Genomic DNA, 23,526 nt, shown 5'->3' with positions numbered 1-23,526 from the left:
TGCCCGAGTCTAGGTCGTCCGCGTGCGCGGATCCGTCGCGTCCGCAGCCTGCCGGACCGCCTCTCCGCCGCGCTCCCACGGCGGCACGGCCACGGCGTCCGGGTCCGCCAGCACCGCCTGGCTCAGCACCTCGGTCAGCCACGTCTCGTACGCCTCGGTGCTCCAGCCGCGTTCGCGCGTGAGCATCCGCCAGACAGCGGATCCCGAGAGCGTCCACAGCCTGTCGCGCGCCTCGTCGTCGCCGAGCCCGGGCCGCAGCGCGTCGAGCTGTCGCAGCCGCCGCACGAGCAGCTCCGCGCCGAGGAGGCGCTCGGCGCCGAGGCCGCCCACGCGCGCCGCGACGTCCGCATCGCCGGCCGCGGCGGCGGCCACGACGGTCTCGAGCGGTCCGACGCGCTCCGCGAGCTCGCGGCTGAGGCTCACGTACGCGCGCACGATCCACGCGGCGTCCGTCTCGGCGTCGAGCGCCCGGATCTCCGGCCGCTCCAGGGGCGGGGTCGGGTCGCCACCGAGGACGCGGCGCGTGTAGAGCCGTGCGAGGACCTCGACCTTCGAGCCGAACACGTTGTACACGGTCTGTGGCGAGACTCCGGCGCCCCGGGCGACCTGCGCGACGGACGTGGCGGTGTACCCGCGGGAGAGGAAGAGGTCCTCGGCGGTGTCGAGGACCCGCTGTTCCGTGAGGCGCGCCTGCGCGTCGCGGACGGGGCTGCGGTACGCCCGGGACGTCGTCACGTGAGTCTCCGTCAATTGGATGTAGCGCTACTATACCGAACGTGGACGAGCGAAGCTCCAGGGAGCCGGCGGTGCGGGGGACCTACCTCTTCGCGCTCACGGAGGGGGGCGGGACCGTGCCGCCGGAGATCGGCGTCGCCCGGCGGCTGATCGAACGGGGCCACCGGGTCATCGTGCTGGCCGAGGACGCCAGCGCCGATGATGTCCGGGCCGCCGGAGCGGAGCTCGTCGGGTGGAAGAAGGCGCCGAACCGGCGCGGCCGCTCGCGCGACGACGATCCGTTGCACGACTGGGAGCTGCGCGACCCGATCAGCCTCGCACGCGGGATGGCGGAGCACATGCTCGTCGGGCCGGCACCAGGGCAGGCCGACGACGTCGCCTCCCTCATCGCCCGCGAACTCCCGGACCTCGTCGTGACGTCGTTCCCCGCCTGGGGAGCGATGGTGGCGGCCGAGGCGAGCGGGACGCCGTTCGACGTCCTGATGCCGAACGTCTACCCGCTCCCCGCACCTGGTCTACCGCAGCTAGGGACGGGGATGCGCCCCGCCCGCGGGCCGCTCGGCAGGGCACGGGACCGCGCCGCGACCGCCGTGAGCACGCGCCTGCTCGACCGGTTCACCCTGGAGCGGCTCACTGCGGTGCGTCGTGACCACGGCCTGGCGCCCCTCTCGCACTCCTGGGACCAGGTGCGCCGCGCCCGCCGGCAGCTCGTCCTCACCAGCCGTGCCTTCGACTTCCAGGCCACCCTGCCCCCCGGCGTCCGCTACTGCGGGCCGATCCTCGACGAGCCGGCGTGGGCCGGTGCGGACGGATGGACCGCGCCGCCCGGCCACGACCCGCTCGTGCTCGTCGCGATGTCGTCCACGTTCCAGGACCAGGTCGCCTGCCTCCAGCGGGTGGTCGACGCACTCGGGAGGATGCCGGTCCGCGGCGTCGTGACCACCGGCCCCGCCCTCGACACCCGTGAGCTGCACGCCCCGGCGAACGTCTCGGTCGTCCCCGCTGCGCCGCACCGCGAGGTGATGCGCGAGGCGGCCCTCGTCGTCACGCACGGGGGCCACGGGACGGTCATGAAGGCGCTCGCCGCCGACCTGCCCCTGCTGCTGCTCCCCCACGGCCGCGACCAGGCCGACAACGCCGTCCGCGTCACGTCACGGGGCGCCGGCCTCACGCTGAGGCGCGGGGCGCCGTCGCGCAGGATCGCCGCTGCCGTACGACGGCTGCTCGACGATCCGTCCTACGCCCGAGGTGCCGCCCGGCTCGGCGCCCTCGTGCGCCGGGACGCGTCCGGGGACGGTCTCGTGACCGAGCTCGAGCAGACCCTGGCTCAGGCCAGCCCTGGCGGGGCGGGCACGGACCGCTGACCGACGCTCGGCGGCAGCGCGCAGTAGTCGTAGACGTGGTGCTTCGGAGCGGACTCGTCGGTCACGTCGACGATCTCCGTGGCGGCCGCATGAGGCAGCTCGTTCCCCGCGAGCGTCCACACCGAGTAGTGCCACACGTCGCGGACCTCCTCGTCCAGGAGCCCGTCGCCGTCGACCACCAGGACGGTGTCCGGAGCGCCGGCGCCCGGGCGCTCACCGGCGCGGAACGGTGCGACGAGCCCGCGACGCAGGTCCCGCCCGCCGACGTCGTCCACCGACTCTCGCGCCACCGGGACGCCCCGCTCGCGCAGCGCGCCCTCGAGGTCGTCGGCGAACCGCGCGGCACGGGCTCGGGAGGCTCCCGTGACGGCGATCATGCGGCGTCCGCGGCGCCAGACCTGCAGGAACTCGTCGGCGACGCCGGTGAGGAACGCGCGACGACGGGTCGACTCGTCCACGTCCTCCACGTTACGACCGGAACCGGACCGTGTCGCCGGGACGCAGCTGAGCGGCCGCATCGCTCGCGCTCCGCGTGAGCACCGCGACGACGGGGTAGCCGCCGGTCAGCGGATGGTCGGGACCGAACACGATGGGCCGACCGTCCCCCGGCACCTGGACGGCACCGCGGACGAGCCCCTCCGACGGCAGCTCGACCTCCGCGACGCGCGGGAGAAGCGGACCGTCCAGCCGGAGGGCCACCCGGTCGGAGTCCGCGTGCACGACATACCGGGAGCGGAGGAGCCGTTGGAACGCGTCGGGCGCGAACAGCTCGGCATGCGGACCCGCCACGACGTCGAGCGGACCGGCTCCCGAGCGCGCCGCCGTCTCGACCCCGTGCGCCGGTGGGGTCGCCACGGAGCCCTGGCCCCCGACCGGCAGCCGGTCGCCGGCGCGCACGGGCTCCGGCCCGAGGCCGGCCAGCGTGTCCCGCGAGCGCGAGCCGAGCACCGGCGCGGCGTCGATGCCACCGCCGACGGCGACGTAGCTCCGCAGGCCGCGCCCGGGCACGCCGAGCGTCAGGACCTGCCCCGGGGCGAGCGCGTGCACGTGCTCCATCGCGACCGCGAGCCCGTCGACGTCGACCGGGCACGGTGCCCCGCACACGGCGACGTACGCGACGACGTCGGACCGCAGCACCAGGCCGCCGAACGCGACCTCGAGCGTCGCGGCCCCCGGCTCGTTGCCCGCGAGGACGTTCGCGCGGCGGTGCGCCGCCTCGTCCGCGGCGCCGGACGGCGACACCCCGAGCGCGGCCAGGCCGGGCCGGCCGAGGTCCTGCACGAGGGTCAGGCCCCCGGCGTCGAGCACCTCGATCACCGCGTCCTCCCCCGGGGTGCGGGGACGGGATGGAACCGGACGCGGTCGCCGGGCTGGACGAGCGCCGGACGATCGGCACCGGCATCGAACATCACGGCGTCGGTCCGCCCGAGCAGGTGCCAGCCGCCGGGACCGGACCGTGGGTAGACGGCGGAGAACTCCGCCGCGACGGCCACCGAGCCTGCGGGGACCCGCTTCCGCGGCGTCGCTCGCCGCGGCAGGTGCAGGGCCGGGTCGAGGCCCGTGAGGTAGACGAAACCCGGCGCGAAGCCCGCGAACGCCGCTCTGTACGTCGCGGCGCCGTGCCGGGCCACGACCTCCGCGACGTCCAGACCCGTCGCCGCGGCGACGTCGTCGAGATCGGCGCCGTCGTACACGACGTCGACGACGACGTCGCGCCCCTCGGCCACCGGCTCGTCGGAACGGCGGGCGCGCACCGACCTCGCCCATCCTGCGACCTCGGCGAGATCCGTCCCGGGCGGCACGCGCACCAGGACGGTGCGCGCCGCGGGGACGACGTCGACCAGCGGCCGGTCCCGCGCCGTCGCGTCCGCCCTCAGCGCCGTGGCGAGCCGAGCGGCCTCCGCGGCGCCGGCGACGTCGACGAGCAGCGCCTCCTGGCCGTAGGCGCGGACGCCGTCACCGACGTCGTCGGCAGCGCTCACGCCGCGAACGGCACGAGCTCGATCCCCGCGCCCTCGAGCGCAGCGCGGGCCGCCCGCGCGATCGCCACGGCTCCCGGGGTGTCCCCGTGCACGCAGATGCTCCGTGCGGCCGGCGCGAGGGCGAGCACGTGGTCCGCGACGCCGTCCGGGTCCGTGAGCACGGCGCCGGGCTCGGAGCGCGGCACGAGCTGCCCGTCCGGCGTCGACGCGCGGTCGGCGAACGCCTCGGGCACGAACCGCACCCCGGCGTCGGCGGCGGCCCGTTCGAGGACGGACCCGGGCAGGCCCAGCACCGGGAGCACCCGGTCGAGGGACTCGTGCGCCGCGACGAGGACGGCGCCGGCGTGCCGCGGGTCGCTCGCGGCTGCGTGGTAGAGCGCGCCGTGCGGCTTGAGGTACGCCACGTGGGTCCCGACGGCGGTCGCCGCCTCCTCGAGGTCGCGCACCTGACGCTGCAGCGCGTGCGCGAGCGCCAGCCAGTCGACGTCCTGCGGCCGGCGGCCGAAACCCTCGCGGTCCTCGTACGACGGGTGGGCGCCCACCGTCACGCCGCGCTCCAACGCCCGCTCGCACGCCACGCGCATCGTGTCCGCGTCTCCGGCGTGCCCACCGCACGCGATGGACGCGCTCGTGACGACGTCCAGCATCGCGGCATCGTCACCCACCCCCTCGCCGAGGTCGGCATTGAGGTCGACGGTGCTCGCCGCAGGACTCACGTGCGCACCTCGGCGAGCTCGACGAGAGCGAGGACCGCCTGGGCGTAGGCGTCCGCGGCGCCGGGGGCGCTGAACGTCTGCGACTCGTCGCGCAAGGGGTGCACGGCCGTCACGTGGAACCCGTCGTCGTCGCGAGTCAGGGATCGGAACGTCGCGCCCAGGAGCTCGCGGAGCTGGTCCTCGCGCGGCATCCAGAGGGCGTCCTCGATCGCCACCGAGTCCAGCGCCCACTCCGTGGTGCCGTTGAAGCCGAGGATCGTGCCCGTGGGGTAGTGCCGGGCCTCGATCGTCATCTCGGACAGCGTGAAGACGTCGTCCTCGAGGTCCGGCGCGCTGACGATCCGGAACCTGTCGCCCGCCGACGGGTGCCAGGGCAGTCCTGCCGCGGCGAGCGCCCGAGCGAGCTCCGTGGAGATCATGCTCCAGTATGGTCCAGCGCCGCCCACGGGCGCCCTCAGGACGTGACGGCCTCCGAGGAGTCGGCGCTCTCGGCGACGGCGTCCGGTCCCTCCGCGAGCAGGCGCTCGAAGCCCGCCTCGTCGAGGATCGGGCGCCCGAGCTCACGCGCCTTCGTCTCCTTCGAGCCGGCGTTCTCCCCCACGACGACGAAGTCGGTGCTCTTCGACACCGACCCCGCGGCCTTGCCGCCGCGCGCGAGGACCGCCTCCTTCGCGCCGTCGCGCGTGAACCGCTCGAGGGAACCGGTGACGACGACGGTCAGACCCTCGAGCGTGCGCGGCACCGACTCGTCGCGCTCGTCGGCCATCCGCACGCCCGCCGCCGCCCAGCGGCGCACGATCTCGCGGCGCCAGTTGTCGGGCGCCTCGGGGTCGCCCAGCCACTCCTTGACGGCCGCTGCGATCGTCGGCCCGACGCCGTCGGCGGCCGCCAGCTCCTCCTCGCTGGCGGCGTCGATGGCGTCGATCGAACCGAAGCGCTGCGCGAGCGCCCGGGCCGCCGTGGGGCCGACGTGCCGGATCGAGAGGGCGACGAGCACGCGCCAGAGCGGGCGCGTCTTGGCGAGCTCGAGCTGGTCGAAGAGCACCTGGGTGGTCTGGGTCGGCTTCGGCGGCACCTTGGCCGTGCCCTTCGTGAAGAAGAAGGGCCGGTCCTCCCAGAACCCCGTGGCCTCCCCCTTGCGCTTGATCTCCCGCCAGACGCGCACGTTCGCGACGTCGTCGGGCGTCAGCTCGAACAGGCCCGCCTCGGTGGCGAGCACGGGAGCCTGCCGGTCCGGGAGCGCCGCCGGAGCCTCGGCCGTCAGGTCGGCCCCGGGCCGGTAGACGGACGCGTCGACCGGCCGGCCCCGCTCCGGGTCGGTGAGCGCGGTCGCCGCCTCCCACCCGAGCGCCTCGATGTCGAACCCTCCACGTCCGCCCAGCGCGGAGACCCGCTCCGACAGCTGCGCCGGGCACGAGCGCGCGTTCGGGCACCGGATGTCGACGTCGCCCTCCTTCGCCGGCGCGAGAGGCGTGCCGCAGGAGGGGCAGACGTCGGGCATGACGAACTCGCGCAGCTCGCTCTCGCGCCCTTCCCGCAGGGCCACCACCGGGCCGACGATCTCCGGGATCACGTCGCCCGCCTTGCGCAGCACGACCGTGTCGCCGATGAGCACGCCCTTGCGCTTGACCTCGCTCGCGTTGTGCAGCGTGGCCGCCTCCACCGTCGACCCCGCCACGACGACGGGTTCCATGACGCCGTACGGCGTGACGCGGCCCGTGCGGCCCACGCTGACACGGATGTCGAGCAGGCGCGTGTTGACCTCCTCCGGCGGGTACTTGTACGCGATCGCCCAGCGCGGCGCCCGCGACGTGGCGCCGAGCCGGCGCTGCAGCGCCACCTCGTCGACCTTGACGACGACGCCGTCGATCTCGTGCTCGACGTCGTGCCGGTGCTCGCCGTAGTACGCGATCATCTCCTGCACGCCGGCCAGGTCGTCGACGACGCGCGTGTGCGGCGACGTCGGCACGCCCCACGACGACAGCAGCTCGTACACCTGCGACTGGCGCGTGATCGACGACGCCTCCGGCGCGTCGCCCCAGTCGAGCGCGCCGATGCCGTGCGCGTACATGCCCAGCGCACGCCGCGCCGTCACGCGCGGGTCCTTCTGCCGCAGCGACCCGGCGGCGGCGTTGCGCGGGTTCGCGAAGGGCGACTTCCCCGCCTCGACCTGGGAGGAGTTCAGCGCCTCGAACGCCTCGACGGGCAGGAACACCTCGCCGCGGATCTCGATGCGCGCGGGGTGGCTCGCGGCGTCTCCGCCCAGGACGTGCGGGATGGAGGCGATGGTGCGGACGTTGAGCGTGACGTCCTCGCCGGTGCGGCCGTCGCCGCGGGTCGCGGCGCGCACGAGGCGCCCGCCCTCGTAGAGCAGCGCGATGGCGAGCCCGTCGATCTTCAGCTCGCACAGGTAGTGCAGGCCCGCGGCCGCGGCGTCCAGGTCGCGTTCCACCCGCTGCGCCCAGGACTCGACGCCCTCGGCGGAGAACGCGTTGTCCAGCGACAGCATGCGCTCGACGTGCTCGACGGCGGTGAACTCGGTGGAGAACGTGCCTCCCACCTGCTGCGTGGGCGAGTCGGGCACCCGGAGCTCGGGGTGCGACTCCTCCAGCGCCTCGAGCTCGTGCAGCAGGGCGTCGAACGCCGCGTCGCTGAGCGTCGGAGCGTCCTTGACGTAGTACGCGAACCGGGCGTCGTTGACCTGCTGGGCGAGCTCCGCCCAACGGTGCGCTGCCTCGGGCGGCACTGGCGGCGTGGGCATCGAGGGGGTCACGAGGGCAATTGTGGCGCGCGGGGCCGACATCTTCGCGCCGGTAGCCTCGGCTCGATGTCCTCCGCCCAGCCAGCGACGTGGCCCGCGCCGCCGACACGACGCACGCCGGTGCCGCTGACGCCGTGGGGCGTGGGTGCCCGGGTGGTGGGGATCGTGCTGCTCGTCGCCGGCGCCGCCTACCCCTGGGTGCGGCTCGCGATGGGCGGCACGGACGCGCTGATGTTCTCGCTCCTGTGCCTCGCCGGGCAGGGCGTCGCCTGCCTGACCGGCGAGATCGTGACGGCGTGGATCGTCCGCCCCGTGGTCGCGGGTGCCGTCGCGATCAGCGCGGGCGTGGGGGCTCTCGTCGACTCGCGCAGGCGGCCGACGACGGCGCTCGTCATGGCGGGCGTCGGCGTCGCGGCGATCGTCGTGACCTGGGTGGTGCTGTGAGCGCCGGCAGGCCCCAGTACCCGCCGGGCAGTCCCGCCCGGCCCGGCGTCGTCCCCGCCGGCGCCGTGATCAGGTCGCCGGCTCCCGTCTCGTCGCCGGTCGGGTCGCCCGTTTCCCCGACCGGACCGGACGACGACGCACCCGCGCCCTTCGCCGGCGTGCTCGCCGCGCTGGGCGTGCTGATGCTCCAGGCGGGCGTGCTCGTACCCGCCTCGGTGATGGTCGTGCTCGGTCTCGCCACCGCCGGATGCGCGTCGGACTCCTGGACCTACCCGGTATGCACGGCCGGCACGGGATGGCTGCTCGGCGCGCTCGTGCCGGCCGTCGTGGGCCTCGGGGCCGTCATCGGCTCCATCGTCGCGCTCGCGAACGCTCGCCGCCGCCCGCAGCGAGCCGGCTCCGTGCTCGGCGTGACGGCGATCGCGCTCATCGCACTCGTGACGCTGGTGCCCGCCCTCGCCGGCGTGCCCTACTTCGGCTGACCGGCGTCGCCCTCGCCTACGCTGAGCCCATGACCAGCCAGATGCCGCCCGGCGGCCAGCCGTCGACCGGCGGGCAGGTCAACACCATGGCCGGGCAGCACGCCGCCCTCGCCGAGCCCGGGAGCGGCGGCCTGCGTGTGCTCGCGCGACTCCTGGGCGTCCTCGTCCTGCTGACGTCGCTCGTGCTGCCGTTCGTGCTCATCGGCTCCGGGGCCGAGGCCGCGCTCGACGAGCTCGAGGCGGTCTGCGCCGCCGACCAGGCCGCCTGCCTGACCGGGGACGTGGTCACCAGCTGGCTCCTCACGCCGATCCTTGCCGCCGCCGTCGCCTTCAGCGCCGCGATCGGAGCGATCGTCGACGCGCGTACACGCCCGTTGATCGGACTCCTCCTCGCGCTCGTCGGTGCCGGCGCCCTCGTGATCGGAGCCGGCTCATGACGTTCGACCCCAGCTACGGGCAGGTCCCGCAGACGCCGCCGCCCCCACCGCAGGGCCAGCCGTACGGCGTCGCGCCCGGCCAGCCGTACGGCGTCGCCCCAGCGCCGGCCGCGCCCGCCGCACCGCAGCCCGCCCCGGCACGGGTCCAGGAGACGTACGGTGTCGCGCCGCCGCTGGACCAGGTCTTCTCGGTCCGGCGACCGCCGTCGCGCTCCGGCATCCTGACCGCGCTGGGCGTCTTCGCTCTCCTCGCGAGCATCGCCGTCCCCGCCGCCGTCGCGGTCGTCGTCAACGTCACCGTCACCGGCTGCGACACCGAGGGATGGAGCTACCCCGTGTGCACGGACGGCACCCAGGGCACGCTCGGCGTGCTCTACCCGCTCGTCGCGGGTCTGGCCGCCTTCGTCGCGTCGACCCGGGTCATCGCGAACGCCCGGCACCGACCCCTCCGCGCGATCGTCTGGCTCGCCGTCGCGGCGATCGCTCTGGTGGTGCTGCTCGCGGTGGTGCCCGACGCCGCCGGGGTGCCGTTCTTCGGCTGGTGAGTCAGGAGCGGGCGCGCGCGGCGACGCCGTCCAGCACGACGTCGAGGCCGTTCTCGAACCACGCGGCGGGATCCCGCAGGAACGGTGACGAGATGAGGGCCCGCAGCCGCGGGTAGTCGGCCAGCTCGACCGCCGACAGCCGTTCGCGCCACAGCGTTCCTGGGTCGACGCTCTCCAGCAGCTCCTCGGCGTCGTCGCGCTGCGGACGCCCGAGGACGACTCGCGCGCTCCCCTGGAGGTAGTTCGTCACCGTCATGATCGCGGCACCGGCGTCCTCGGGAGCGAGGCGGAGCGGCTCGAGCGCGGCGAGCGCCCACTCCATCGCGCGGAACGACGCCGGGCCGAACGGCGGCGTCGCCGTCGCCAGCACCACGAGCACCCACGGATGCTCGACGTACATGTCCCACTCGCGCCGGGCCATGGCGTGCATCCGTGCCCGCCAGTCCATGCCGGCCGGGTCGGGGTACGCGTAGGCGTCGGTGACTCGCTCCACCATCGCCGCGACGAGCTCGTCCTTCGTCGCGACGTGGCGGTACAGCGACATCGTGCCCGCGCCGAGCTGCTCGGCGACACGGCGCATCGAGACGGCGTCGATGCCCTGGGCGTCGGCGAGCTCGACGGCGGCGGCCACGATCGCGTCGTGGCCGAGCGTGCGGACGGGGGTGCGCGGCATCGGTCCTCCTTGCGCACATCCTAGGTGCGTGCGTACGGTGTACGCACGAGCGCGTACACCGTACGCACGTTGAGTTCGAGGAGAGATGCCGTGCCCGAGACCGCCCCGGCGCCCGCCCACCGCAGCGCGCCGCCCGACCGGCGGCGGTGGTGGGGCCTCGCCGTCCTGCTCCTGCCCGTGCTGCTGACCTCGATGGACATGTCGATCCTGTACCTCGCGATCCCGTCCATCGCGCAGGCCCTCGACCCGACCGCGAGCCAGATGCTGTGGATCCTCGACGTCTACGGGTTCCTGCTGGCCGGGCTGCTCATCGTCATGGGCAACGTGGGCGACCGCATCGGCCGGCGCCGCCTCCTCATGCTCGGCGCCGTCGTGTTCGGCGTCGCGTCGCTGCTCGCCGCGTTCGCGCCGTCGGCCCCCGTGCTGATCGCCGCCCGCGCCCTCATGGGAGTCGGTGGGGCCACGCTCATGCCCTCGACCCTGTCGCTCATCCGGAACATGTTCCCGGACGACGGCGAACGCACCCGCGCGATCGGGATCTGGACGGCCGGGTTCGCGGGCGGTTCGGCGCTCGGACCGATCGCCGGCGGGGTGCTGCTCGAGCACTTCTGGTGGGGGTCGGTGTTCCTCGTGAACGTGCCGGTGCTCGTCGGGCTCCTCATCGTGACCCCGCTCGTCGTGCCCGAGTATCGGCACCCGCGACCCGACCGGCTGGACCTGTTCAGCGCCGTCCTGTCGCTCGCGGCGATCCTGCCGCTCGTCTGGGCGATCAAGACCGTCGCGGAGCACGGCGCCGTGACGCCGGCGGCGCTCGCCGCCGCCGGGGCCGGCCTGGCGTGCGGCGCGGGGTTCGTCGCCCGGCAGCGACGGCTCGCGACACCCCTGGTCGACGTGTCGCTGTTCGCCTCGCGCCGGTTCAGCGCAGCGCTCGTCGCCGGGTCGCTGGCGATGTTCTCCCTCGTCGGCGTCATGCTCACGCACAGCCAGTACCTGCAGCTCGTGCTGGAGCTGAGCCCGCTGACGGCGGCGCTGTGGCTCCTGCCCGTGCTGGCGGCCGTGGGCGGGTTCGCCGTCGTCGCGACAACGCTCTCGTCGCGCGTGCCGAGCGCGGCCATCGTCGGGGTCGGCGCCGGGGTGGCGGCGGTGGGGTTCGTCGTGTTCAGCGGCACGCCCGTGGACGACGGGCTGGCGCGGTCCGTGATCGGGGCGGCCCTCATCGGTGCCGGGATCAGCGGGATCATGGCGCTCGCCACCGACCTCGTCGTGGCCAGCGTGAGCCCCAGCCGGTCCGGCGCGGCGTCTGCGCTGTCGGAGACGGCGAACGAGCTCGGTGCCGCGCTGGGCATCGCCGTGCTGGGCTCGGTCGCCGCCGCCGCGTACCGCACCTCGATGAGCTCCGGACTGCCTACGGACCTTCCGGCCGACGCCGTGGCGGCCGTGACGTCCGGCCTGGCGACGGCGCTCGAGGTGGCCGCCCGGCTGCCGGGGGACGCGGCGGAGGCCCTCACCGAGCTCGCGCGGGTCGCGTTCGTCGACGGCCTTCGGGCCAGCGCCCTCGTCGGCGCCGCCGTGCTCGCGGTGCTCGCCGTCGTGGCCCCGATCCTGCTGCGGCGGGGGCGGTCGGGCGCCTACGCGGACTCGAGCCAGGCGCGGTAGGCCGCCGCGATCGCCGCGCGGTTCGCGGGCCTCGCGAGGACGTCCACGGAGCTGACCCACTGCTCGACGGATCCCACCCGCGGGAGCGCCGCGAGATCGGGCGGGACGCCGTCGAGCATGGCACCGACCCAGTCGTCGGGGACGGTGCGGAACGGCCGGTCGAAGAACGGCTGGGTGCCGGACGCCGGAGCCGGCAGGCCTCGCCCGCGCTGGACGCGCGCGAGGACGTCCGTCGCGTCGGCGAGGGCGTCCTCGGCCGAGCGCCAGTCCGTGGCCGTGAGCGCCGCGCCCAGAGACGCCGTCAGGTCGCCGGCGATCGGCAGGCGCGCGAGGAGCACGTCGCGCCACTTCGGGTACGGCATCCAGCGTCGCTCGAGCAGGAACGCCAGGCCGACGACGTCGTCGACGAGGCCTGCCACGAGCACGCGCCAGGCGACGTCGCCGCCGCGCTGCGCCGCCCGGCCGACGAGATGCATCCCCTGCCCGAGGCGGTGCCAGCCGCAGACCAGCAGGTAGGCCTCGACGCCGTCGGGATAGCGGGCGAGCGACGCGTGCAGCGGCTCGAGCTCGCGAGTGGTGTCGACGAACGTGGGGCCGGCGACCACCTCGAGCACGCCCTGGCCGGTGACGCAGAGCCAGTCGATGTCCTCCAGCCCGCCGCGCGTGTCGACGCCGAGGTGCCCGTTCGCGAAGCCGTGCACGGTGTCGAGCTGGACCTTGTGGGTCGCTGACGGGTCCCATGTCGTGGGGAACCGCACCGGCCGGCCGAGAAACGTCTCGGGCAACCCGTCCGCGAGGGCGGCGTCGAGGGCGGGCAGGGCGGCGGCGTCGGCGTCGTCGACGACGAGCGCGAGACGCGCGCCCCAGTCGTGGTCCCGGCTCTGCGCGTCGTCGAGGCCGAGCACGTCCGACCCCGAGCCCCAGCGGCCCGCCGCGTAGCGCAGACCGGGAAAGCGGGTCCCGACGAGCGGGCCGACGACGTCGTCGTGGAAGCGGCGGGCGAGCTCAGAACCCGGCATGTCGTCGTCGTTCACGTGACCAGCAGAGCGGACGACGACGGCCCACGTCGAGCCCTTTGGGCGAACCTGGCACTCTGGTGCCATGACCTTCGTGATCTGCGCCACGTGCGCCGTCGAGCACGCCGAACGGGTGGACGTCTGCGCGATTTGCGCCGACGAGCGTCAGTGGGTTCCTGCCCAGGGGCAGCTCTGGACGTCGCTCGAGGAGCTCGCCGCAAGCGGGACGAGCGCCGCGTTCGAGGAGCTCGAGCCGGACCTGATCGGCGTGACGGGCCTGCCGCGCGTCGGGATCGGGCAACAGAGCAAGGTGGTGCGCACGCCGTCCGGGAACCTGCTGTGGGACCCGCTCGGCTACCTCGACGACGACGTCGTCGAGCAGGTGCGCGCGCTCGGCCCCGTCGTGGCGATCGCGGCGTCGCATCCCCACATGTTCGGCGTCCAGGTGGAGTGGAGCAGGCGGCTCGGCGACGTGCCTGTGCTCGTGGCGGAGGCCGACATGGAGTGGGTCGCGCGGCCCGACCCCGTGATCCGGCCATGGTCCGGCGACCTCGAGGTGCTCCCCGGCATCACGCTCACGCAGCCGGGAGGGCACTTCCCCGGGAGCGCCGTCGCGCACTGGGCAGCCGGCGCGGACGGTCGCGGGGTGCTCCTCTCCGGCGACACGATCTTCGCGAACCCCGACCGCACGTCCGTCAGCTTCATGCGCAGCTACCCGAACCGGATCCCGCTGTCCGGAGCCGTGGTCCTGCGCGTGGCCGAGCACGTGGGCCGATTCCCGTTCGAGCACCTGTACAACAACTTCGAGGGCGTCATCCCCGCGGACGCGAGCGCCGTCGTCCAGACCTCGGCCGAGCGCCACGCGGCGTGGGTGCGCGGGGACTTCGACCACCTCACCTAGAACGGCGGCGGCTCGCCGGGCTCCGGGCGGGTGGGTGGGTCGGCGCTCGTCAGAGCCGGGATACGGGTCGCCGGGGTCGTCCTGCCACGCGGTCGCGGGCGGCGACGGCGCGGGCGTCGGCGGCCTGCCGGCGGGCGGGAGCGGCGTCGCGGCGGGCGGAGGTGGCGCCTCGGGACGGGTGGGCGGTACGAGGCCCTCCGGGTGAACGATGCGAGTCTGCCCAGTCGCGGTGGTGATGGTGTAGGACCCGTCGTCGTGACGCGCGATGGTCCATCCGGCGTGCGTCTTGAGGAGATGGAAGCGACGACAGGCGGGCGCGAGGTTGTGCGCGCTCGTCGGCCCGTGCGGGTACTCGACGAGGTGGTCGAGATCGCACGCCTCCGCCGACGTCAGGCACGACGGTTCGACGCAGTGCCGGTCCCGGGCGCGAACGTGTCGCGCGAGCGCGGCCGGGGGCCGGTACGTCGTGGTGCCGACGTCGAGGACCGTGCCGGACAGCGGGTCCGTGACGATCCGCCGCCATGTGCCCCCGGCCGCGAGCGCTCGCGTGGTGACGGCGTCGATCGCGCCGTACCCCGCCAGCATTCCGGGCGCCTCGTCCAGACCGAGCAGCGTCGATGCGGCCACCGTGACCTGGACCGTCACGGGCGCACCGCCCGTGCGGGCCAGCCACATCACCGGCGACCGGGGTTCGGACGCATCCGGAGCGGTGGCCGAGGGGTCGGCGGGCTCCGCGCACCCGTCTGCCGGACCGGCGTCGGCGGTCTGGGCGTCGTCGCGGCACCCGTCGGCGGTCTGGGCGTCGTCGCGGCGCTCACCGACGGTCTCGGCGTCGTCGCGGCGCTCACCGACGGTCTCGGCGTCGTCGCGGCGCTCACCGACGGTCTCGGCGTCGTCGCGGCGCTCGCCGCCGGTCTCGGCGTCGTCGCGGCGCCCGTCGGCGGTGTCGCTCGCTGCCCTGTCGGGGCACCCGCCGACCGAGCCTGTGCGCATGGCGTGCTCAGCGAGGAGAACCAGGGTGTCGGCGCGGAGCTGGTCCAGGGTGCGCTCGTCGCCGCCGGCGCGGGCGGCCCGGGCAGCGGCGTCACAGGTCGCGTGGATCGTGATCGCGTCTGGCGCGGGCAGGACGGCGACGAGCTTCGCCATCCCGTCCGCCAACGGCCTCGGCGCGTCCAGGCGCCGGCCGGCGCGCGCGTGCGCGTGCCGCGTGGCTGCGTCGGCTCCGAGCGCCTGCGTGAGCGCCGTGCGCAGGACCCGTTCCAGTGCGTGGTGCGACAGCTCCGGCGCCCGTGGCAGCGTCGCGTCGACGACGGCGAGGATCGTGTCGTAGTCCGTGTCACCGAGCAGCGTGGTGTAGATCCTGGCCTTGCCGGCGTCGACGCGACCGGCCGCGAGCGCCTCCCCGACGTCGGCGAGCGGACCGACGAGCGCCTCTCCCTCGGCGACGAGCGTTCCGCCCCTGCGCCGGGACACACCGAGAGCGACGGCGATCTCGTCCCCCGCGACGCACCCCCGAGCGGAGTGCTGGGCGAGCGCGGGCGGATTCATCTCCGCCCGGGTCGCCAGCTCGGCGGCCAGCGCCCGGACCCCGGCCGCGGCGTACGCCTCCAGCTGGTGCCACCCGGCAAGGGCCTCCACGAGCGCGTCCGGTGCGAGCTTCACCGCGTCCAGCTCCGTGAGCACCCGCAGCGACCCCACGCCCGGACCGCGGCCGAGCCACGCCCGGAGCGCCGCAGCGTCCGGCGCCGGCGCGTCACCGCGCAGCCGCCACCGGGCCGCATCAGCGGCGTTGAGCCCGTCTGCGAGCGGACTCGGCGCCACCAGGGGCGTGCCCAGCGCCTCGATCTCCAGGTCGGCGGCGGCCGGAGCCGTGGGCGCGTCGGCGGAACCGGCGGTCGGAGCCGTGGATGCGCCCGGAGAACCGGCGGCCGGAGCCGTGGGCGCGTCGGCGGAACCGGCGGTCGGAGCCGTGGATGCGCCCGGAGAACCGGCATCGACCTCCGGCTCCCAGGCCTCCCACTCGTCCCAGCCGATCGCGCTTCGCCGGATCGCTGCGATCTCCTCGTCGACCCACGCCGCGTACCCGTCGGGGTCATCCGCCGCGAACCTCGCCTCCGCCGCGTCCTGTTCGGCGAACCGCGCCGGGAGCGCGGGCACATCGAGCAGCGGGCCGCGGGGAGGTACGCCACCCGGCCGCTCAGTCGCGACGTCGTCGAACATACGAACGATTCTCCCACGCCGAGCCCCTTCGGACAAGCGTTCGCATTCGAACACAGGCTCAAGATTTCGCTGTGCCAGACCAGGCCATCCAAGAGGGAATGCCCCCGCACTACGACCCAGCCGATCGAGCCACCGGCCGCCGTCGTCCCCAGCCCTCTCGTCCCAGACGCCCCAACCCGCCCCAAGACCCCGGCGCAGCCACGCGTGACACGCCCGCCGCCGACGCACGGTCCGCCTCGGAAGAGCCGGTGTGTCCCCTAGTGTCGCGCTGTGCCGATCGCCGAGACCCCGCAGCCGCCCTACACAGCGGTCATCTTCACGTCGCTGCGCACCGAGGGTGACCGCGGCTATGGCCGCATGGCCGCTCGCCTGGAGGAGCGGGCCCTGCAGGAGCCAGGCTTCCTCGGCATCGAGTCCGCACGCGACGACCTGGGGATCACCGTCTCGTACTGGGCGGACGATGCGGCGGCTGCGGCGTGGAAGCGGGTCGCCGAGCACCTCGTCGCCCAGCAGCGCGGGCGGGACGTCTGGTACGAGGACTACCAAGTGCGGGTCGCGACCGTGACGCGGTCCTACGGCCCGGCCGGCCCGCGTTGAGGTCGTGATCGAGCCGGGTCGAGCCCGTGCGCGTTGGCCCTCGCAGTCCTAGGCGACGAGCTCACCCAGCGCCGCGGCGGCGCGCGCGACGTCGTCCAGCGTGGCGCGCGCCGCCGCCGGTGACGCCCCGGCAAGCCCGGAGCGCGGAGTCAGGACGACGGCGTCCAGTCCCTCGGAGGCGAGACCGAGCCGCCGCCACGGCTCGAGCAGCACCTGGGCGACGTCGTCCGGCCGCGGCGCCGCGCCGTCGCCCCGGGCCGGAGCGACACCGGCCCACAGCCGCAGGCCGGACTCGATCGCCTCGCCGACGGCGTCCCACGCCGCGCCGCCGAGCCGCGGCACGTCCAGAGCCAGACCGGCGACCCCGGCCGAGCGCACTGTCCGGATCGTCTCCGCGTCGCCCGGCGCGACGACGACGACGTCCGCCACGTCGGCCCACGCCTCGACCAGCGTGCGCACGGCACCGGCCACCACGCCGGGCTCGACCGACGCCAGCCGCGACACGCCTGAGAACGAGGACACCGCTCCGTGCAGCACCGCGTCCAGGCGCGGCTCCGCGAGCACGACAGTGAACCGAGGCGCCCCGCCGGCCGCCGCTGGCTCGCCCGGCGGCTGCGCCGGCGCCTCGCCGCCCAGGATCGTCGCCCAGCTCAGGGCGCGGCTCACGGCGGCGAGGTGGTCGAGCACTCCGGCGGCGAGCGCGGCGACGACGTCCCGGACCGCGACGGCGTCGCTCACCACGCGCTCGCCGCGCGGCAGCCATGTGGATGCGGCCAGGGTCCACGGCCCGAGCACGGGCAGCGCCAGCGGGCCGGAGTAGCCGGAAGCGGCGAGCCCGAGCGCCTCGACGTCCTCGGCGAGCCACGAGCGCGCCCGGCGCAGCGTGTGGTCCCCGACGAGGCCGAGCCGCCACCCGTGCGGCTCGAGCGTCGCCGGCATCGACTCGGAGAGCGCGAGCGCCCGGCCCACCGCCTCGCCTCCCGGGCCGCGGCCGGGCAGCGTGACGAGGTGCGGGATGCCCTCGACGCCGGACGGCGCTGCGGCGAGGACGTCGAGCACCTGCTGCTGCGCGGGGAACGGCTCCGTGCCCGGCCAGGGGCCGAGGCCGCCGATCCCGGTCACGCGGTGCTGCCGACGCCGGCGAGGGCCGGTGCCGCGGCGACGGCGTCGCGCCCGGTGGCAGCGACTGTCGCCTGCCCGAGCACGCGCGTGCCGTCGTACGCCACCACCGACTGACCGGCGGCGAGCCCGCGCAACGGCTCGGCGAGACGGGCCGCCAGGTGCGAGGCGCCGTCGTCGTCGGTCACCGTCCGGATCCGGGCCGGCAGGGCCGCCCCGTGCGCGCGCACCTGCACCGTCGCGTCCGTCCACTCGTGCGGCTCCTCGGCGAGCCACACGGGCCGCTCCCCCAGCACGTCGCGGACGCTGAGCAGCTCCGCGGGGCCGACGACGACGGTGTTGCTGGCGGTCCGGACGTCGACCACGTAGCGCGGGCGGCCGTCGGCGGCGGGCCGCGGCAGCCGCAGCCCCTTCCGCTGGCCGACGGTGAACGCGTAGGCGCCGTCGTGGGCGCCGACCTCGCGGCCGTCGGTGTCGAGGACCGGGCCGGGCTGGGAGCCCAGGTGAGAGCGCAGGAAGCCCTGCGTGTCGCCGTCGGCGACGAAGCAGATGTCGTAGGAGTCCGGCTTCGCGCTGACCGACAGCCCGCGCGCGGCGGCCTCGGCCCGGACGGCGTCCTTCGTGGGCACCTCGCCGAGCGGGAACAGCGAGCGCGCCAGCCGCTCCGGCCCCATCACGGCGAGCACGTACGACTGATCCTTCGCGGCGTCGGCAGCGCGGTGCAGCTCGGGCACGCCCGCCGCACCCCGCTCGATCCGCGCGTAGTGCCCGGTGGCGACGGCGTCGAACCCCAGTGCCAGCCCTCGGTCCAGCAGCGCGGAGAACTTGATGTGCTCGTTGCAGCGCACGCACGGGTTCGGGGTGCGGCCGGCCGCGTACTCGCTGAGGAAGTCCGCGACGACCGTGTCCGTGAACTCCTCCGAGAGGTCCCAGACGTAGAACGGGATGCCGAGCACGTCGGCGGCGCGCCGGGCGTCCGAGGCGTCCTCGATCGAGCAGCAGCCGCGCGAGCCGGTGCGGTGCTGCGCGCGGGTGCGCGAGAGGGCCATGTGGACGCCGACGACGTCGTGGCCGGCGTCGACGGCGCGCGCGGCGGCGACGGCGGAGTCGACGCCGCCGGAGAGAGCCGCGAGCACGCGCATCCTTCTCGCCCTTCGGGTGGGTGGTCGGCCATGGACGACGGCGGGCCGCCCGCCGTGTCAGGAACATCACCGAGTGTACGAGCCGGCTGCGACTGCGGCCCCCGGCGCGGCCTGGGACGCTGTGGGGATGAGGATCGTCGTCGTGGGGGGAACGGGGAACGTCGGGACAGCGCTGCTGCGGGCGGTGCGCTCGCCGGGTCCCGTCACACAGCTCGACGTCGTCTCCCGGCGCGGTCCCGGCCGCCTCGCCTCCCGCGGCGGCGCGCCTGGCGCGGGCACCCCGCGCTCCGCCGTCGTGCAGCACCACCGGCTCGACGTCGCCGCGGCGGCTCCCGGCTCTCCGGAGGGTGAGCGTCTCGTCGCCCTGCTGCGCGGCGCGGACGCCGTCGTCCACCTCGCCTGGGCGCACCAGCCGAGCCACGACGCCGCGACGCTGCGCCGGACGAACCGGCGCGGCACCGCGGCCGTGCTCGGTGCGGCGGCGCGGAGCGGCGTCCCCCACGTCGTCGTCGCCTCGTCCCACGCGGCGTACGCGCCGGCGGACGACGACGCCCCGCGCGACGAGTCGTGGCCGGTCACCGGCATTCCGGGGAGCGCCGTCAGCGCCGACAAGGTGGCCGTCGAGAACATGCTCGAAGCGTTCGCCGCCCGGCACCACGACACGACAGTCACGAGCCTGCGCCCGGCGATCACGCTGCAGGAGTCGGTGGGAGCGGCGTTCGTCCGCGCGTTCCTCGGCTTCGGCGTCCCCCGCTTCGGCCTCCGGGACGGGCACCTCCCGGCGCTCGTGTGGCCGGAGGGCCTCCGGATCCAGGTGGTGCACGCCGACGACGTCGCCGCCGCCTACCTCGCCGCCGTCGAGCGCCGCATGCCGGGCCCGTTCAACGTCGCCGCACCGCAGGTGCTCCGCGGCGCGGACGTCGCCGACGCCCTCGGGGCCGAGCGGCTCGTCGAGCTCCCGCTCGAGGTCGCCCGGGTGGGCCACACGCTCGCGTGGCACGCGCGGCTCGTGCCCGCGGCGCCGGACTGGCTCGACACGCTCGCGCACACTCCGGTCCTGGACTCCCAGCGCGCGCAGCAGCGGCTCGCATGGCGCGCCGTCCGCAGCGGCGCCGACGTGCTGCGCGAGGCGGCGGCGGGGATCGCCGTCCGGCGGGAGGGCTGGACGCCGCCGCTCACCCGCTCCGGCGAGGCGTAGGAGCCGGGCCGCGGGCGCGGGCCGCCACGAGTCCCGCGGCGCGGGCACGCTCGGCGGCCCCCGGGAGCACTGCGAGCACCGCGTCGACGTCGGCATCCGTCGACGTCCGCCCCAGCGTCAGTCGCAGCACGCTCCGGGCGTCCGCCGGCGACGCCCCCATCGCGAGCATCACGTGCGAGGCCTGGGTCACCCCCGCGTGGCACGCCGATCCCGCGGACGCCGAGACGCCGGCCGAGTCGAGCCCGAAGAGCAGCGCGTCGACGTCGACGCCGGGGATCGTCAGGTGGACGTGCCCGGGAAGGCGGGCGTCGCCGTCCGGTCCGTCGAGGCGCGCGTCGAGCACGGCAGCCAGCGCGCCGGCCGCGAGCCGGTCCCGCAGCGCGCCGAGCCGCCGGCGCTCGCCGTCGACGTCGCGCACGGCCGTCTCGACGGCGACGGCGAGCGCGGCCGCGAGCGCCACCGGGACGGTGCCCGAGCGCACACCGCGCTCCTGACCGCCGCCGGCGATCACCGGCGCCAACGCCAGTGAGCGCCGGGCGAGGAGCGCCCCGATGCCCGCCGGGGCGCCGAGCTTGTGGCCGGACAGGGTGAGCGCGTCGAGCCCGGAGCCCACGAACGTCACGGGGACGTGCCCGACGGCCTGGACGGCGTCGGAGTGGACGGCGACGGCGCCACCGCACGCCGCCCGCACGGCCGCCACGACGCCGTCGACCGGCTGCAGGGCGCCGACCTCGTTGTTCGCCCACATCACCGACACGAGCGCGAGCGCGTCGGCGTGCGCGTCGAGCTCCGCGCCGAGGGCGTCGAGGCGGAGCACCCCCGCGCCGTCCACCGGCAGCTTCACGACGGCGGCCCCGTGCCGCCGGGCGAGGTCGTGCGCCGCCTCGATCACCGCCGCGTGCTCGACGGCGGAGATCGCCACGCGTGTGCGGTTCGCCTCCGCGCGCGCCAGGTAGGCACCCGTGACGGCGAGGGTGTCCGCCTCGGAGCCCCCCGCCGTGAAGAGGACCTCGGCCGGGTCGGCGTCCAGCGCCGCGGCGATGCGCTCGCGCGATGTCTCGAGGCTCGCCCGGGCCGCCCGGCCGTGCCCGTGCGTCGACGACGGGTTGCCGAGCCGCGCCGCCTCCTCGGCGAACGCCGCGATCGCCTCCGGGAGCACCGGCGTCGTCGCCGCGTGGTCCAGGTAGGTCTGCGGCCTCATGGCGTTCGAGTCTACGAGCGCTGGTGGGGACATCCCCCGTACGAAGGCGGCGGAGCGCTCCCTGCCGCCGGACGCCGTCGGCGTCGAGACTCGGTGAGCAGTAGTCGGGCCATGCCCCTGTGAAGGAGACCTGCCACCATGTCCACCGTGACCCCCACCGAGCCGCTCCCGCGGCCGGGAACCCCCGATGCGGCGTCGGCCGCCGAGACAACGACGATCCCGCCCACGCCGGCGATCCGCCTCGACCCCCGGTTCGTCGACCGCCGCGAAGAGCTGCCGTTCCTGCGAGGGCCGTTCACGCGCCGCGCCTGGAGCGAGTTCGGCTTCCTCAACCTCGCTTTGCTGCTCGCCCCGTTCGCGCTCGCCTACGCCCTGTTCACCGTGTCGGTGCTCGCCGGGCTGCTGGTGACGGTCGTCGGCCTGTTCGTGGCCGGCGGCCTCGTGATCGGGGCGCGGGGATGGGGAGCGACGTACCGGTCGATGGCCTCGAGCATGCTCGGGATCGACGTCGTGGCCCCGGTCGAGCGGAGGCTCGCCACCGGGTTCTGGCGCCGGCTGCGGTCGATGCTGTTCGACGGGCCGGGGTGGCGAGCGGTCCTGTTCCTGATCGTGACGTTCCCGCTCGCGATCGCGGGCTTCGTGCTGTCGTGGACGTTCCTCGCGACCGGGCTCGGCGCGATGACGCACTGGATCTGGTCCCGCTGGCTGCCGCTCCAGCAGGCCGGCGACGGCACCTGGCACCGAGGCGCCTCGTTCGGCCTCGACTTCTTCATCGACACACCGATCCGTCAGGCCGGCCTCGTGCTCGTCGGCGTGCTCTTCCTGCTGCTGTGGCCGCAGGTGCAGCGGGCCTTCGCCCAGCTGTTCCGGCTGCTCGTCGTGGCCCTGCTCGGCCCGACGCTCACGAGCCTGCGGGTGCGTGACCTCGAGCACGCCCGCGGCTCGATGGCTGACGACGCCGACGCCCGCCTGCGCCGCATCGAGCGGGACCTGCACGACGGCACCCAGGCGCGCCTGGTCGCCGTCGCGATGCAGCTCGGCGAGGCGAAGGAGCAGCTGACGACGACCCAGACCGACCCGGAGCTCGTCGACCTGGTCTCGAACGCGCACGCCTCCACCAAGGAGGCGATCGCGGAGCTGCGCGAGCTGGCCCGCGGCATCCACCCGCCCGCGCTCGACGCCGGCCTCGCGGTCGCGCTCGAGACGCTCGCCGCCCGCTCCCCGCTGCCGGTCACCGTCGACGTCGACGCGAGCGCGAAGCCCGCGCCGGCCGTCGAGACGATCGCGTACTTCTGCGTCGCCGAGCTCGTGACCAACGCCGTCAAGCACGCCGGCGCCAGCGGCGTGTACGTGCTCGTGGAGCAGCAGGGCACCTCCTTGCGGCTGCGGGTGCGTGACGACGGCCGCGGGGGCGCCGCGATCACGCAACCGGACGCGAAGGGGCACCGGTCCGGCCTCGCGGGCCTCGCGGAGCGGGTGCGCGCCGTGGACGGGACCTTCGACGTCGTCAGCCCGGCCGGCGGGCCTACGGTGGTGACCGTGCTGCTGCCGATGAGCGTCTCCGCATGACGGGCCTCGCATGAGGGTGGTCATCGCCGAGGACTCCGCGATCCTGCGGGACGGCCTCGTCGCGCTCCTGGCGCGGCGGGGCCATGACGTCGTCGCCGTCGGTGACGGCGACGCGCTCGTCGCCGAGGTGGCCCGTCTCCACGAGGCGACGCCGCCCGAGCAACCGGACGTCGCCGTCGTCGACATCCGCATGCCGCCCACGTTCACCGACGAGGGCCTGCGCGCCGCGCTTATGCTGCGGGAGCGGTACCCCGACGTCGGCGTGCTGCTGTTCTCGCAGTACGTCGAGACGCGCTACGCGACTGAGCTGTTCAGCGGCAACGCGCGCGGCGCCGGGTACCTGCTCAAGGACCGCGTGGCCGACGTCAGCGACTTCATCGACGCGCTGACCCGCATCGCCGACGGCCAGACCGTGCTCGACCCCGAGGTCGTCACCCAGCTCATGGGCTCGCGGCGCGGCGACGGCCTCGACCGGCTCACCCCCCGCGAGCGCGAGGTCCTCGCCCTCATGGCCGAGGGCCGCTCCAACGGCGCCATCGCCGAGCAGCTCTTCCTCTCCTACGGCGCCGTGGAGAAGAACGTGACGGCGATCTTCGACAAGCTCGACCTGCCCCCGGACGCCGCCGACCACCGGCGCGTGCTCGCGGTGCTGCGCTACCTGCGCGGCTGAGCAGAAGGGGGACATCCCCCGCACCGGAGGTCGGGACGCACCGGGGAGGGCTCGGGGGAAGATCCGGGACGGGTCGGGGGCGTCTCCCATGCCGCGTC

At 75.3% G+C, this 23,526-nt stretch carries 23 protein-coding genes and 1 pseudogene; 11 read left to right on the top strand and 13 right to left on the bottom strand.

The features are described 5' to 3' along the window. Window positions 1-9: 9 nt before the first annotated feature. Window positions 10-735, bottom strand: coding sequence for a TetR/AcrR family transcriptional regulator (locus tag BCAV_RS06945; RefSeq protein ID WP_015881881.1), 726 nt, complete (start codon window positions 733-735; stop codon window positions 10-12). Between the two features lie 41 nt (window positions 736-776). Between BCAV_RS06945 and BCAV_RS06940 the strand changes: the two genes are divergently transcribed. Then, the gene (locus BCAV_RS06940; RefSeq protein WP_222836675.1) at window positions 777-2,099 is read left to right on the top strand and encodes a glycosyltransferase; all 1,323 of its coding nucleotides are present in this window, start codon (window positions 777-779) and stop codon (window positions 2,097-2,099) included. On the opposite strand, the gene BCAV_RS06935 is transcribed toward BCAV_RS06940, so the two are convergent. Genes BCAV_RS06935 through ligA form a run of 6 tightly spaced genes read right to left on the bottom strand, consistent with a single transcriptional unit; the run spans window position 2,063 to window position 7,600 of the window. Further along, window positions 2,063-2,557, bottom strand: coding sequence for a nucleoside/nucleotide kinase family protein (locus tag BCAV_RS06935; protein WP_015881879.1), 495 nt, complete (start codon window positions 2,555-2,557; stop codon window positions 2,063-2,065). The two genes, BCAV_RS06940 and BCAV_RS06935, sit on opposite strands and share 37 nt — an antisense overlap. Window positions 2,558-2,567: 10 nt before the next feature. After that, a complete protein-coding gene (locus BCAV_RS06930; RefSeq protein ID WP_015881878.1) occupies window positions 2,568-3,416 on the bottom strand; it encodes a 5-oxoprolinase subunit C family protein in 849 nt (282 codons plus the stop codon). Continuing rightward, a complete protein-coding gene (locus BCAV_RS06925) occupies window positions 3,413-4,081 on the bottom strand; it encodes a 5-oxoprolinase subunit B family protein (protein WP_015881877.1) in 669 nt (222 codons plus the stop codon). Before BCAV_RS06925 ends, BCAV_RS06930 begins: the two co-directional genes overlap by 4 nt. After that, window positions 4,078-4,797: a 5-oxoprolinase subunit PxpA gene (locus BCAV_RS06920; RefSeq protein WP_015881876.1), complete on the bottom strand. Its 720-nt coding sequence runs from the start codon at window positions 4,795-4,797 to the stop codon at window positions 4,078-4,080. Before BCAV_RS06920 ends, BCAV_RS06925 begins: the two co-directional genes overlap by 4 nt. Next, complete coding sequence (locus BCAV_RS06915; protein WP_015881875.1) at window positions 4,794-5,216, bottom strand: hypothetical protein; 423 nt, start codon at window positions 5,214-5,216, stop codon at window positions 4,794-4,796. The genes BCAV_RS06920 and BCAV_RS06915 overlap by 4 nt, the downstream gene beginning before the upstream one ends. Window positions 5,217-5,251: 35 nt before the next feature. After that, window positions 5,252-7,600 carry an NAD-dependent DNA ligase LigA gene (ligA, locus tag BCAV_RS06910; RefSeq protein ID WP_015881874.1) on the bottom strand — a complete coding sequence of 783 codons (2,349 nt, stop codon included), beginning with the start codon at window positions 7,598-7,600 and terminating at the stop codon, window positions 5,252-5,254. A gap of 24 nt (window positions 7,601-7,624) precedes the next feature. Here ligA and BCAV_RS06905 point away from each other — a divergent pair, with 24 nt between their 5' ends. The 4 genes from BCAV_RS06905 to BCAV_RS06890 are packed head-to-tail and all read left to right on the top strand — an operon-like array spanning window position 7,625 to window position 9,466. After that, on the top strand, window positions 7,625-8,002 hold the full coding sequence (locus tag BCAV_RS06905; RefSeq protein ID WP_015881873.1) for a hypothetical protein: 378 nt from the start codon (window positions 7,625-7,627) through the stop codon (window positions 8,000-8,002). Then, complete coding sequence (locus BCAV_RS06900; protein WP_015881872.1) at window positions 7,999-8,484, top strand: hypothetical protein; 486 nt, start codon at window positions 7,999-8,001, stop codon at window positions 8,482-8,484. The genes BCAV_RS06905 and BCAV_RS06900 overlap by 4 nt, the downstream gene beginning before the upstream one ends. Window positions 8,485-8,513: 29 nt before the next feature. Beyond that, window positions 8,514-8,921, top strand: a complete 408-nt coding sequence (locus tag BCAV_RS06895; protein WP_144016736.1) for a hypothetical protein — start codon at window positions 8,514-8,516, stop codon at window positions 8,919-8,921. Further along, the gene (locus tag BCAV_RS06890; RefSeq protein WP_015881870.1) at window positions 8,918-9,466 is read left to right on the top strand and encodes a hypothetical protein; all 549 of its coding nucleotides are present in this window, start codon (window positions 8,918-8,920) and stop codon (window positions 9,464-9,466) included. Before BCAV_RS06895 ends, BCAV_RS06890 begins: the two co-directional genes overlap by 4 nt. Window position 9,467: 1 nt before the next feature. On the opposite strand, the gene BCAV_RS06885 is transcribed toward BCAV_RS06890, so the two are convergent. Next, window positions 9,468-10,139: a TetR/AcrR family transcriptional regulator gene (locus BCAV_RS06885; protein WP_015881869.1), complete on the bottom strand. Its 672-nt coding sequence runs from the start codon at window positions 10,137-10,139 to the stop codon at window positions 9,468-9,470. Between the two features lie 90 nt (window positions 10,140-10,229). Between BCAV_RS06885 and BCAV_RS06880 the strand changes: the two genes are divergently transcribed. Next, complete coding sequence (locus tag BCAV_RS06880; RefSeq protein ID WP_015881868.1) at window positions 10,230-11,795, top strand: MFS transporter; 1,566 nt, start codon at window positions 10,230-10,232, stop codon at window positions 11,793-11,795. On the opposite strand, the gene BCAV_RS06875 is transcribed toward BCAV_RS06880, so the two are convergent. Continuing rightward, window positions 11,768-12,829, bottom strand: coding sequence for a DUF4037 domain-containing protein (locus BCAV_RS06875; protein ID WP_050761684.1), 1,062 nt, complete (start codon window positions 12,827-12,829; stop codon window positions 11,768-11,770). The two genes, BCAV_RS06880 and BCAV_RS06875, sit on opposite strands and share 28 nt — an antisense overlap. Before the next feature lie 67 nt (window positions 12,830-12,896). On the opposite strand from BCAV_RS06875, the gene BCAV_RS23175 reads away from it, so the two are divergent. After that, window positions 12,897-13,712 (top strand): MBL fold metallo-hydrolase, encoded by an 816-nt coding sequence (locus BCAV_RS23175; protein WP_015881866.1) that lies wholly within the window; start codon window positions 12,897-12,899, stop codon window positions 13,710-13,712. Between the two features lie 975 nt (window positions 13,713-14,687). Here the strand turns inward: BCAV_RS23175 and BCAV_RS23525 are convergent. Further along, window positions 14,688-15,932 (bottom strand): annotated as a pseudogene (locus BCAV_RS23525) (DUF222 domain-containing protein); the annotation flags it as partial. 270 nt (window positions 15,933-16,202) lie between these two features. Here BCAV_RS23525 and BCAV_RS06865 point away from each other — a divergent pair. Then, on the top strand, window positions 16,203-16,529 hold the full coding sequence (locus BCAV_RS06865) for an antibiotic biosynthesis monooxygenase family protein (RefSeq protein ID WP_015881864.1): 327 nt from the start codon (window positions 16,203-16,205) through the stop codon (window positions 16,527-16,529). 48 nt (window positions 16,530-16,577) lie between these two features. Here BCAV_RS06865 and BCAV_RS06860 read toward each other — a convergent pair whose 3' ends face one another. Together BCAV_RS06860 and mnmA are read right to left on the bottom strand one after the other, a co-directional pair. Further along, complete coding sequence (locus tag BCAV_RS06860; RefSeq protein WP_015881863.1) at window positions 16,578-17,651, bottom strand: uroporphyrinogen decarboxylase/cobalamine-independent methonine synthase family protein; 1,074 nt, start codon at window positions 17,649-17,651, stop codon at window positions 16,578-16,580. Further along, on the bottom strand, window positions 17,648-18,790 hold the full coding sequence (gene mnmA, locus BCAV_RS06855) for a tRNA 2-thiouridine(34) synthase MnmA (RefSeq protein WP_015881862.1): 1,143 nt from the start codon (window positions 18,788-18,790) through the stop codon (window positions 17,648-17,650). Before mnmA ends, BCAV_RS06860 begins: the two co-directional genes overlap by 4 nt. 127 nt (window positions 18,791-18,917) lie before the next feature. Here mnmA and BCAV_RS06850 point away from each other — a divergent pair, with 127 nt between their 5' ends. Beyond that, on the top strand, window positions 18,918-19,988 hold the full coding sequence (locus BCAV_RS06850; RefSeq protein WP_187292857.1) for an NAD-dependent epimerase/dehydratase family protein: 1,071 nt from the start codon (window positions 18,918-18,920) through the stop codon (window positions 19,986-19,988). Here BCAV_RS06850 and BCAV_RS06845 read toward each other — a convergent pair. After that, entirely contained in the window at window positions 19,966-21,189 is a 1,224-nt protein-coding gene (locus BCAV_RS06845) for a cysteine desulfurase family protein (RefSeq protein WP_015881860.1), read from the bottom strand. The genes BCAV_RS06850 and BCAV_RS06845 overlap by 23 nt on opposite strands. 138 nt (window positions 21,190-21,327) lie before the next feature. On the opposite strand from BCAV_RS06845, the gene BCAV_RS06840 reads away from it, so the two are divergent. Further along, window positions 21,328-22,758 (top strand): sensor histidine kinase, encoded by a 1,431-nt coding sequence (locus BCAV_RS06840; RefSeq protein ID WP_015881859.1) that lies wholly within the window; start codon window positions 21,328-21,330, stop codon window positions 22,756-22,758. 10 nt (window positions 22,759-22,768) lie between these two features. After that, window positions 22,769-23,428, top strand: coding sequence for a response regulator transcription factor (locus BCAV_RS06835; protein ID WP_015881858.1), 660 nt, complete (start codon window positions 22,769-22,771; stop codon window positions 23,426-23,428). Window positions 23,429-23,526: the final 98 nt, after the last annotated feature.

This window comes from Beutenbergia cavernae DSM 12333 (genome assembly GCF_000023105.1).
Taxonomy (GTDB): Bacteria; Actinomycetota; Actinomycetes; order Actinomycetales; family Beutenbergiaceae; genus Beutenbergia; species Beutenbergia cavernae.
This window is presented reverse-complemented; position numbering and strand designations above follow the sequence as displayed.

Coding starts and splice junctions, on each gene's coding strand:
- BCAV_RS06915 (WP_015881875.1), bottom strand. CDS start 5,216: ATGATCTCCACGGAGCTCGCTCGGGCGCTCGCCGCGGCAGGACTGCCC.
- ligA (WP_015881874.1), bottom strand. CDS start 7,600: ATGTCGGCCCCGCGCGCCACAATTGCCCTCGTGACCCCCTCGATGCCC.
- BCAV_RS06905 (WP_015881873.1), top strand. CDS start 7,625: ATGTCCTCCGCCCAGCCAGCGACGTGGCCCGCGCCGCCGACACGACGC.
- BCAV_RS06895 (WP_144016736.1), top strand. CDS start 8,514: ATGACCAGCCAGATGCCGCCCGGCGGCCAGCCGTCGACCGGCGGGCAG.
- BCAV_RS06890 (WP_015881870.1), top strand. CDS start 8,918: ATGACGTTCGACCCCAGCTACGGGCAGGTCCCGCAGACGCCGCCGCCC.
- BCAV_RS06885 (WP_015881869.1), bottom strand. CDS start 10,139: ATGCCGCGCACCCCCGTCCGCACGCTCGGCCACGACGCGATCGTGGCC.
- BCAV_RS23175 (WP_015881866.1), top strand. CDS start 12,897: ATGACCTTCGTGATCTGCGCCACGTGCGCCGTCGAGCACGCCGAACGG.
- mnmA (WP_015881862.1), bottom strand. CDS start 18,790: ATGCGCGTGCTCGCGGCTCTCTCCGGCGGCGTCGACTCCGCCGTCGCC.
- BCAV_RS06850 (WP_187292857.1), top strand. CDS start 18,918: ATGAGGATCGTCGTCGTGGGGGGAACGGGGAACGTCGGGACAGCGCTG.
- BCAV_RS06845 (WP_015881860.1), bottom strand. CDS start 21,189: ATGAGGCCGCAGACCTACCTGGACCACGCGGCGACGACGCCGGTGCTC.
- BCAV_RS06840 (WP_015881859.1), top strand. CDS start 21,328: ATGTCCACCGTGACCCCCACCGAGCCGCTCCCGCGGCCGGGAACCCCC.
- BCAV_RS06835 (WP_015881858.1), top strand. CDS start 22,769: ATGAGGGTGGTCATCGCCGAGGACTCCGCGATCCTGCGGGACGGCCTC.